8 protein-coding genes are annotated in these 8,085 nt (G+C 28.7%); 3 read left to right on the plus strand and 5 right to left on the minus strand.

Translation table 11 applies throughout. The features are described from left to right. Positions 1-17: 17 nt before the first annotated feature. Genes V7S79_RS12135 through V7S79_RS12155 form a run of 5 tightly spaced genes read right to left on the minus strand, consistent with a single transcriptional unit; the run spans position 18 to position 5,659 of the window. Positions 18-1,676, minus strand: a complete 1,659-nt coding sequence (locus V7S79_RS12135) for an LlaJI family restriction endonuclease (RefSeq protein WP_459490863.1) — start codon at positions 1,674-1,676, stop codon at positions 18-20. Continuing rightward, on the minus strand, positions 1,673-3,193 hold the full coding sequence (locus V7S79_RS12140; protein WP_459490864.1) for an McrB family protein: 1,521 nt from the start codon (positions 3,191-3,193) through the stop codon (positions 1,673-1,675). The genes V7S79_RS12135 and V7S79_RS12140 overlap by 4 nt, the downstream gene beginning before the upstream one ends. Further along, on the minus strand, positions 3,183-4,205 hold the full coding sequence (locus V7S79_RS12145) for a DNA cytosine methyltransferase (RefSeq protein ID WP_459490865.1): 1,023 nt from the start codon (positions 4,203-4,205) through the stop codon (positions 3,183-3,185). Before V7S79_RS12145 ends, V7S79_RS12140 begins: the two co-directional genes overlap by 11 nt. 4 nt (positions 4,206-4,209) lie before the next feature. Next, positions 4,210-5,424: a DNA cytosine methyltransferase gene (locus V7S79_RS12150; protein ID WP_459490866.1), complete on the minus strand. Its 1,215-nt coding sequence runs from the start codon at positions 5,422-5,424 to the stop codon at positions 4,210-4,212. Positions 5,425-5,464: 40 nt separating this feature from the next. Beyond that, entirely contained in the window at positions 5,465-5,659 is a 195-nt protein-coding gene (locus tag V7S79_RS12155; RefSeq protein ID WP_459490867.1) for a helix-turn-helix transcriptional regulator, read from the minus strand. Between the two features lie 192 nt (positions 5,660-5,851). Between V7S79_RS12155 and V7S79_RS12160 the strand changes: the two genes are divergently transcribed. The 3 genes from V7S79_RS12160 to V7S79_RS12170 all read left to right on the plus strand — a co-directional run. Further along, a complete protein-coding gene (locus V7S79_RS12160; RefSeq protein ID WP_459490868.1) occupies positions 5,852-7,183 on the plus strand; it encodes a DNA methyltransferase in 1,332 nt (443 codons plus the stop codon). Between the two features lie 411 nt (positions 7,184-7,594). Further along, positions 7,595-7,819 (plus strand): hypothetical protein, encoded by a 225-nt coding sequence (locus V7S79_RS12165; RefSeq protein WP_459490869.1) that lies wholly within the window; start codon positions 7,595-7,597, stop codon positions 7,817-7,819. Next, the coding region (locus V7S79_RS12170; RefSeq protein WP_459490870.1) for a hypothetical protein at positions 7,803-8,085 on the plus strand (283 nt) is incomplete at its 3' end. The genes V7S79_RS12165 and V7S79_RS12170, both read left to right, overlap by 17 nt.

The following is an 8,085-nucleotide window of genomic DNA, read 5'->3' on the forward strand; positions in this document are numbered from 1 at the left end:
AAAATGTGTTACCACTATTACCCAAGTTCAATTTGTATCAATTCTTTAGTTTCACTTTTAATTTGGTTTAAAATTTCTTGAAAATCTGAACTTCTTTCAAATGCTAGAATAAATTCAAAGTCAAGTTTAGATGGTTTATAAATTTTACCATTTAGTAATTTGAAAAACTGTTGAAGAAAGTTTTCTGAATTTGGGTTGATTTTAAAGAATGTATATTTTTCGTTTATGAACTTTATTAATAAATTTCTAAATTTTTTTTGTGTGTCCTTTTTAAAGGACGATTTTAAAGAAGAATTTCTAGATACATAAGATGAGAGTACATATAAAAAATTAATATTATAGGATTGAACAAATAAAGTATCTCTATCAAATAATCTATTTTTAAAATGATATTGGACTTTTGTAGATCCATACTGTTCTAAATTTGAACATGAAAAATCAAGGTCTTTGTTCACTGATGAAGAAATAAAAAAATTTGGTGTGATATTGTATCCTTCTGATTCTTCTTCTCTATATCTTATACTTTTATCTAATTCAAGATTATTAAATAAATCAATATTGTATTGTATAACATTTCTTGCGTAAGTAAATTGTTTTGCTTGTGAATATTTTCCAATCATACCTGGTGACCTGTAATACTTACTATCTCCCACAAAATAAATCTCATCATCATATATTAAAGAATCATACTTGTATATGTGGTCAATCTGTTTACCATCAGAATGATTTTTTAATTCGGGAAAAACATTTTTATCTCCTATTAAATCATCAATCATGTCTTCAAAAACTATATTAAAATCTTTAATTAGAAGAACCTCTTCTATCAATGATTTTGAATATGTTTTATCTGTTCGTTCAAAATAGGCATACATCAAATTATACAAAGAAATCAGTTTGTCTGAATAATATTTGTACTTAATATTTTTTAAAATTTTACATCCCTGTCTTTTAAGAGTTTCAAATTTATTCCTCTTAATAAGATCATAATTTGTGGGAATATTAATTTCGAATGAATACTTTTCTTTAAAGTGATTTAAAACCGAATAAAATATAACAATTAACTCTTCAGAATCATTTACCGATTTTTTTAAAGTAGAAAAATCGAGATAAAATGGTTTCCCATTTTGTAGAAATGGAGTTGATTTATTAATCGTTTTTCTCCAATTAATTTTATTATTTTGAGAATGAGATGACTTTGATATAAATGTAAATAAATTTTGATTTTTTTTATTAAAATCAATCAAACTTAGAATTAAATCAAGTTCTGTATTTGACGATAAATCTAAATTAGAAACTATTTGATTTATATTTTGAAGTTCAGAAATAGTATTTGATTGTCTCCTATTAAACTGTTGAATAGAACGATATAACCATGTTGAAATTTCAAAAATGAGATTGGATTTATGACCGTCAGTTAATCTTTTTTTTATTTCATCCGTCTGAATAATCAACTCCTCTGGTGAATATTCTCCAAATGCTAAATTGTTTTCGTCAATAAACACTTTAGGAAAAATAATCACGGAATCACCCTCACCATTATTTATTTTTGGATTAAAGTAGTATCCAACAAAATTTATCTTTGAATAAACACTATTGATTGGAAAGAAATATCTTTCCGAAAGAACTTTTGATAGTTCTGTAGTTCTATAATGATATTCTTCAAATAATATTATCATAGGTCAGCAGAAATACCATTGAATGATAAAAATGAATTGATAATTTTATCTGAATTTGAATTATATAAATCTCCAAATTGAAAATCTATAGGAGTATCATTTTCATCTAAATATTTAAAAATGGAATTTTGAGTACCATGTTCATCTTTATATATTTCTGACCATAAATAGAATAAAACTTTCGATTTAAACTGTTCGATTGAAATTAACTTATTCATTGGGTTTACAAATCGATTCCCAATTTGTTTATCTTCACTTCCGGTGATTTCTTTAATTTTTGGATTGATTTTATTTATGAATTCTCCCCAATTATATCGTAAGTTACCTATTTCTATTGTGAATGATTTTGCATCATCATAATTAATAGATATGTATCTCCAATCCCATCTTCTTTTAAAAGCACTATCCATAGGAAACAATGACTGATCTGACGTGTTCATTGTTGCATATATGTATAAATTACTAGGAAGGACTATTTTATCAAAATTATTAGATTTGGTCAACTCAGTATATCTCAATAAAAGTTCCTTATCATCTAATTTTTCAAAGTACTCTTTTAAGTAATTTGACAAATCTTTATCACACTGAATTTCATATTTAGAGTATCCATTTTCACCACGATCTAAACATTGAAATAAGTCACCAAATATTTGTGCACAATTCCCCCTATTAATTTCCTCTATCAATAGATAGTAAGGATTATCTGGATTCGACCATGCATTACAATATGCTTGTGTAAATGACTGTGGTACATATCCATATTCAATTTTATCCCCAATCATAATTGGTTTATAACTACCAACAAAAGATTGATAGTCGGTTTCAGGATGAAAAGTTGTCCTTATTCTACTACTACCGGATGTTAAAAGATCTATTTCTCTACTTTTTCCTGTACCAGGAGACCCAAAAAATATCATTTGATGTGAAGTCGCATGGTTTTCACTTAAAGTTGATGAATCGATCTCAACTTCTTGATTTTCATTATGGATTATATTTTTATTTTCAATGTAATAAAATAAAAATTCTGGTTTAAATGTACATACGATATTATTTCTAAATTGATTTCTGTAAAGTCCTTCAAATCTTGCTTTCTGAAGTACATCAATGTTTAATCCTCTAATACTTGGGTTTGAAGGATAATTTGTATTCTGATCTACATTCCATCCCGCCAAAACTAAATCTTCTAATTTATCATTTTTGTCAAAACAATATAATCCTAATATAATACTCTCTTTTCGATTGTTTCTAGGGTCTTTACCGTTCAATTGAATTTTTTTCTCACGATTATTTCTATCCTCATTTCGAATATTCCCATAATAAACGGTAAGACTCTTAATGTCGTTTGTTACTTTATTTTTATATTTTATGTCCCATTCACAACCATCGTTATTGATTTCAATACACTCGTAGACATCTTGGGAAAACAGTTTTATTAAAACATCTCTTTTGTTATCAACAAACTGAACATCACCATTAAATTCTACAATTTCAGATTTCTGATTTAATTCATATCTCATAATCGTTTATTATTTTGGTTGCGAATATTTCTGCTAATTTTGGAGGTACAGCATTTCCAATTTGTCTCCATTGTTCTTTAAAATTACCCTCTAATTCAAAGTCGTCATCAAAAGTTTGAATTCTTTTTAATTCCTCTATTCTCAAAAATCTATTTCTCCAGTGAAATGGACCTTGATTATTTGAAAAACTTGCTTGTATTGTCCATGATGGTCGATCTGGAGATAATTTTAATAAAAATGTCCAATATCTTGACTTCCATTCAAACAATGGATTTGGATGACCTTTTTTCTCTGTATAAAATAGATAATTTTCCCCTGGTGGTATATCTTTCATCAAATGATGATGTTTGGAACCAGGTTTTTGATTTAATTCTTCCTTTTTAATATCATCAAAATCCTTTAATACTTCACCGCAAGTAACCCAATTTTCCTTTTTGGGTTCTTTTTTTTCAGGATCACAATGAGTTTCAAATGGGAATATAAATTCATCATATTCTTTTTTTATCCCAACACAAATGAAACGTTTTCTTGTTTGTGGAATTCCGTAATTTGCTGTGTTAACAACTTTATATGATATTCTATATCCTAGTTTTTCTGATTCTGATTTAAGGAATTCCAAAGCATCTAAATGGGTTTTGTACATAAACCCATCTACATTTTCAAAAAGAAAGAATTTAGGATTTACCTCCTTTATAACTCTAAAATATTCTGGAACCGCGAACCCTGCTTTCTCATCTTCAAACCCATTTTTTTTATCTTGAAGATAATGTCTTGATTGACTGAATGGAGGACAAGGAGGACCTCCTATAACACCATCTACCTTTTTATTGTAACTTTTGAAGTTAATATTTCTAATATCATCATTGATTACAATTTCTGATAGATTGTTAGATTCTATTGTTTTACATGATACATCCCAAATATCAGTTGATAATACTGTTTTAAATCCGGCTTTTTTAAACCCTAAATCCAATCCTCCACAACCTGAAAATAAACTGATTATTGTCTTCATTACCTTATAAATGTTTTATTAAGTGTTCAATAATTGATTTCCCTAATAATGGAGGAACGGCATTACCAATTTGTTTTTGAATTGATCTACGTGACCCTATGAATTGGTAATCTTCAGGGAATGTTTGTATTGAAGAAATTTCTTTTATCCTTAATCTTCTATTATTCCAATGAAAAGGACCTTCCCAATGTCCTGGTGATGATATTATAGTCCAAGATGGTTGATATGGGTGTAGTTTTAATAAAAATGTCCAATATCTTTTACCAGCAATAAATTTGGGTTCAGGGTAACCTCTATTTTCAGTTAATGAGATATAATTCTGACCAGGAGGAACACATTTTAAATCGTCAAAATACTTACCCATTGCTGAATCATAATTATCACTAAAGATTTCATCATCATATTTCCCAATCCAATCAATTACTTTCTCGTATGGTTTAAGTAGAGGATTTTCAAGAACTTCTTTATCTGATCCATTTGTTTTAATTGGATCAGATAAAAATTTCTTTTTTGATGCGATAAAAAAAACTCTTTTCCTTTTCTGAGGGACTCCAAATTCTATAGCATTTGCCTTATAAATCAATAAATTGTACCCTAGTTTATCTATTGTTTCTTGAATGTTGTTTACATCTTCAATATTCTTTGGATGTAACAAACTTTCAACATTTTCTAGTACAAAACCATTTGGTTTTAGTTCTGAGATCATTCTCAAATACTGTCCAATCATATTTCTTGGGTCTAATCCTCCAAGTCTTTTTTCATGGGTTTTCCAATATCCCGCTTTAGAAAATGGTTGACATGGGGGACCTCCAACTAAAATTAGTTTTTCGGGGTTATTTCCCTTTATGATTTGAGAATATGATTTTGAATTAACATCTTTTATGTCTGAATGAAAATGAGTTGTATGTGAAAAATACTTATTACTCTTCATAGTATTTACAGAGTCTAAGTCAAAATCCATACTCGATATTACTTTAGATCCCGCCAATTGAGTACCAATATCTAATCCACCTGCTCCAGAAAAAAAACTGATAGTTTGAATCTTACTTTCTAAAATATCAGAAGTTTTTTTGTTTACATTATAACTCTTTGGGTTATAGTCAATTTCAATTGTATTTTTCCTTCCAAACTTACTGAATTCAGTCTCCAATATCTTTAATTGTTCTACTTGAATATTTTCAAATGAATCTTTATTTAGTATGTATTTTTTTGTTTTCAAGGACCTCATTTCAATTTATTTTAAATTCAATTTTATGTTTTTATTCTTTTATCAAATCGGAAATTTTCACTTTTAGAACCCTGGCGATTTCTGATAAGGTAGATAAACTGGGGTAATTCTTATTGGAACACCAGTAATTTACAGTCACCTTTGATTTGTGAATTTTTCTGGCAAGTTCCACCTGGGTCATATTCTTGTCTTTCAAAACTTCGTCAATCCTAAGTTTAAAATCCATAATTAATTGAAATTGTCAAAGAATAAAGTTAAGGTAATTTTAGAATTATACCTAAACTAATTTGCAGAAATAGAGAATCATTGCTAATTTCATCTGAATCATGTCATTTTCTAAATGAAGGTAAAAGTATCCCAATTGAAACATCATCCCATAAATAAAAGAATATACTCACTATCGGGTATCGAATCCCTAATGGAGTCAATACAACAAGTGGGGTTACTTGAACCTCCAACTTGTGATCAGTATGGTCAAATTGTTTCTGGAAATCGAAGATTCGAATCTATTAAGAGACTTGGGTGGAAAGAAATTGAAGTACATCAAATCAACGTTAAAAAAGGAGATGAGGTTTTAACACTCATACACTTCAATAGACAACGAATTAAGACCACACAGGAACTATTAAACGAGTACTTTGAATTGGAGTCATATCATCGAAATAAAGGTCTTAAAAAGGGTTTAAAAGTACGAAATGTAGTATCCAAGGAAATTAAGGTTACAGATGGAACATTGGCAAGGATCTTATACATACACAAAAGAAATCCGGAATACATTTCCCTAATTGATAAAGGTATATTATCAATAAATCAAGCATATTTGAATTTAAGACGAGAAGAAGATGAAAGAATATCTAGGGAAACTAACAGAAAACAAACAACCTTTGAATTACCCAGTAGTAAAAAGGAATTCACATTTTACAAGAAGTCATCACATTTACTGGAGGAAATAGATCATAATTCGATCCAATGTATCATAACATCACCTCCCTATGGTCTAGGAATACGAACCTATTCTTCAAAAGTTGAAATTGGGACTGAAAAATCAGTTGATGAATATGCGGAAAATCTTTCCAGTCATCTTGTTTCTTGTTACCGTGTTCTTTCAGAAAAAGGGAGTTTCTATTTAAATCTTGCGGATGTCTATCAAGATGGAGAACAACAGAATGCTCCACATAAAGTTTTATTCAAATTATTAGAAAAAACGGATTTCAAATTGAGGAGTACTATCATTTATAAAAAAACTAATCCAAAACCTAGTTCTATTAAAAATAGACCAACAAACTCATTTGAATATATTTTCCATCTGGTTAAATCTATGGATTATGTTTATGAAAGAATGACAATTCCATTGTCCGATAAAACAAAATCGTCACACCCACCTAGACACCGGTCAAAAAAAGGAAATAATGAAATAGTAATTGGAACACCATATATTCCATCAAGTACTGGTAAAAATCTTCCTGATTATTGGGATGATGAGTTAATTGTAACTAGTGTTGCAAACCAGTCATTGAACTATGGTTCAGAACACCCCTCAATGTACCATCCATCGTTGGTAACAATTCCAATTCTTCAAACCAGTGTACTTCCTTGGTTGAATATTATTGATAACAGAAAAAACATTCGAAGTAAAATACTAGACCCATTTGCCGGAGGGTTGAATACATATAAATCGATTAAATGGATTAACGAAACTTATGGTACTGGACTGGAGTTTATTGGTTATGATTTGAAAAAATACTTTTAATTTTATTTATTTTCAATACCTAGGTTTTGAAAGTCTAAGTATTGTAGTTTAAACAATTACACCAGTTTCAATTAGGCATAGAAGTCCCCTTAATAAAAAACAAGAACTTCACTTCAACGAAGATTATATCTTGCTAAATTAAGTTGAAACTTCAAATGACCAGTTCGTTCATCACCCATATCATTTTTATATTCAACCATTTTTCAACCTTATCGGGGACATCTCAACCAATATTTTTGGACATTATTTCAATCCTTTAGTCTACAACCCGACTTCTAATCCCATAACTATCATTTGACCCTCTGGGATGGTAAGTGTTTTACCCCTTGACGGAACACTTAGGTTTAATATAATATAAGAAAAAAAATTGACAAGTTCAACCTTTTGTCTGACATCAACATATTTATAAGTATGTATAAAAACAGAAAAGTAACTATTCGAATTACAGAATCTGCATTTAAAAATCTATGTGACCAAGTAATCGAAAATGAATTAACGATGTCTAATATTATTAGAAATCTCATTGATAATTCGGGGAATATTTGTCGTAAAGATTTAATCAATAAAAATATTCAACAAACCATGAAAATCGTGGATAATAAACTAAATACAAGGAAAAATGGAAAACAAATTTGAAGAAATAAATGATGAAGGAATAGTATCCCTTTTGAAACATGGACTATTAAAATTAAAACTTGAATCTGACACTTTTTATGTTCTACCGAGTGATTTTTACAATAATTCCTCGGATATAACAAATGAAGAAGAAGAAATTTCAAATTATTTTTTATCAATGATTGGTTCAGATAAAAATGATGAAGAGTTAATTTCAATTAATTTAACTCCAATTCAACTTTTTAATATTTTCATAATCGGGCAAAGAATAATCAAATCCAAACTGA

This window comes from Aquirufa sp. ROCK-SH2, assembly GCF_054558315.1.

What these genes read in the sequence shown, in the direction of transcription:
- V7S79_RS12135 (WP_459490863.1), bottom strand. Translation starts at nt 1,676, where the DNA reads ATGATAATATTATTTGAAGAATATCATTATAGAACTACAGAACTATCA.
- V7S79_RS12140 (WP_459490864.1), bottom strand. Translation starts at nt 3,193, where the DNA reads ATGAGATATGAATTAAATCAGAAATCTGAAATTGTAGAATTTAATGGT.
- V7S79_RS12145 (WP_459490865.1), bottom strand. Translation starts at nt 4,205, where the DNA reads ATGAAGACAATAATCAGTTTATTTTCAGGTTGTGGAGGATTGGATTTA.
- V7S79_RS12155 (WP_459490867.1), bottom strand. Translation starts at nt 5,659, where the DNA reads ATGGATTTTAAACTTAGGATTGACGAAGTTTTGAAAGACAAGAATATG.
- V7S79_RS12160 (WP_459490868.1), top strand. Translation starts at nt 5,852, where the DNA reads ATGGAGTCAATACAACAAGTGGGGTTACTTGAACCTCCAACTTGTGAT.
- V7S79_RS12165 (WP_459490869.1), top strand. Translation starts at nt 7,595, where the DNA reads ATGTATAAAAACAGAAAAGTAACTATTCGAATTACAGAATCTGCATTT.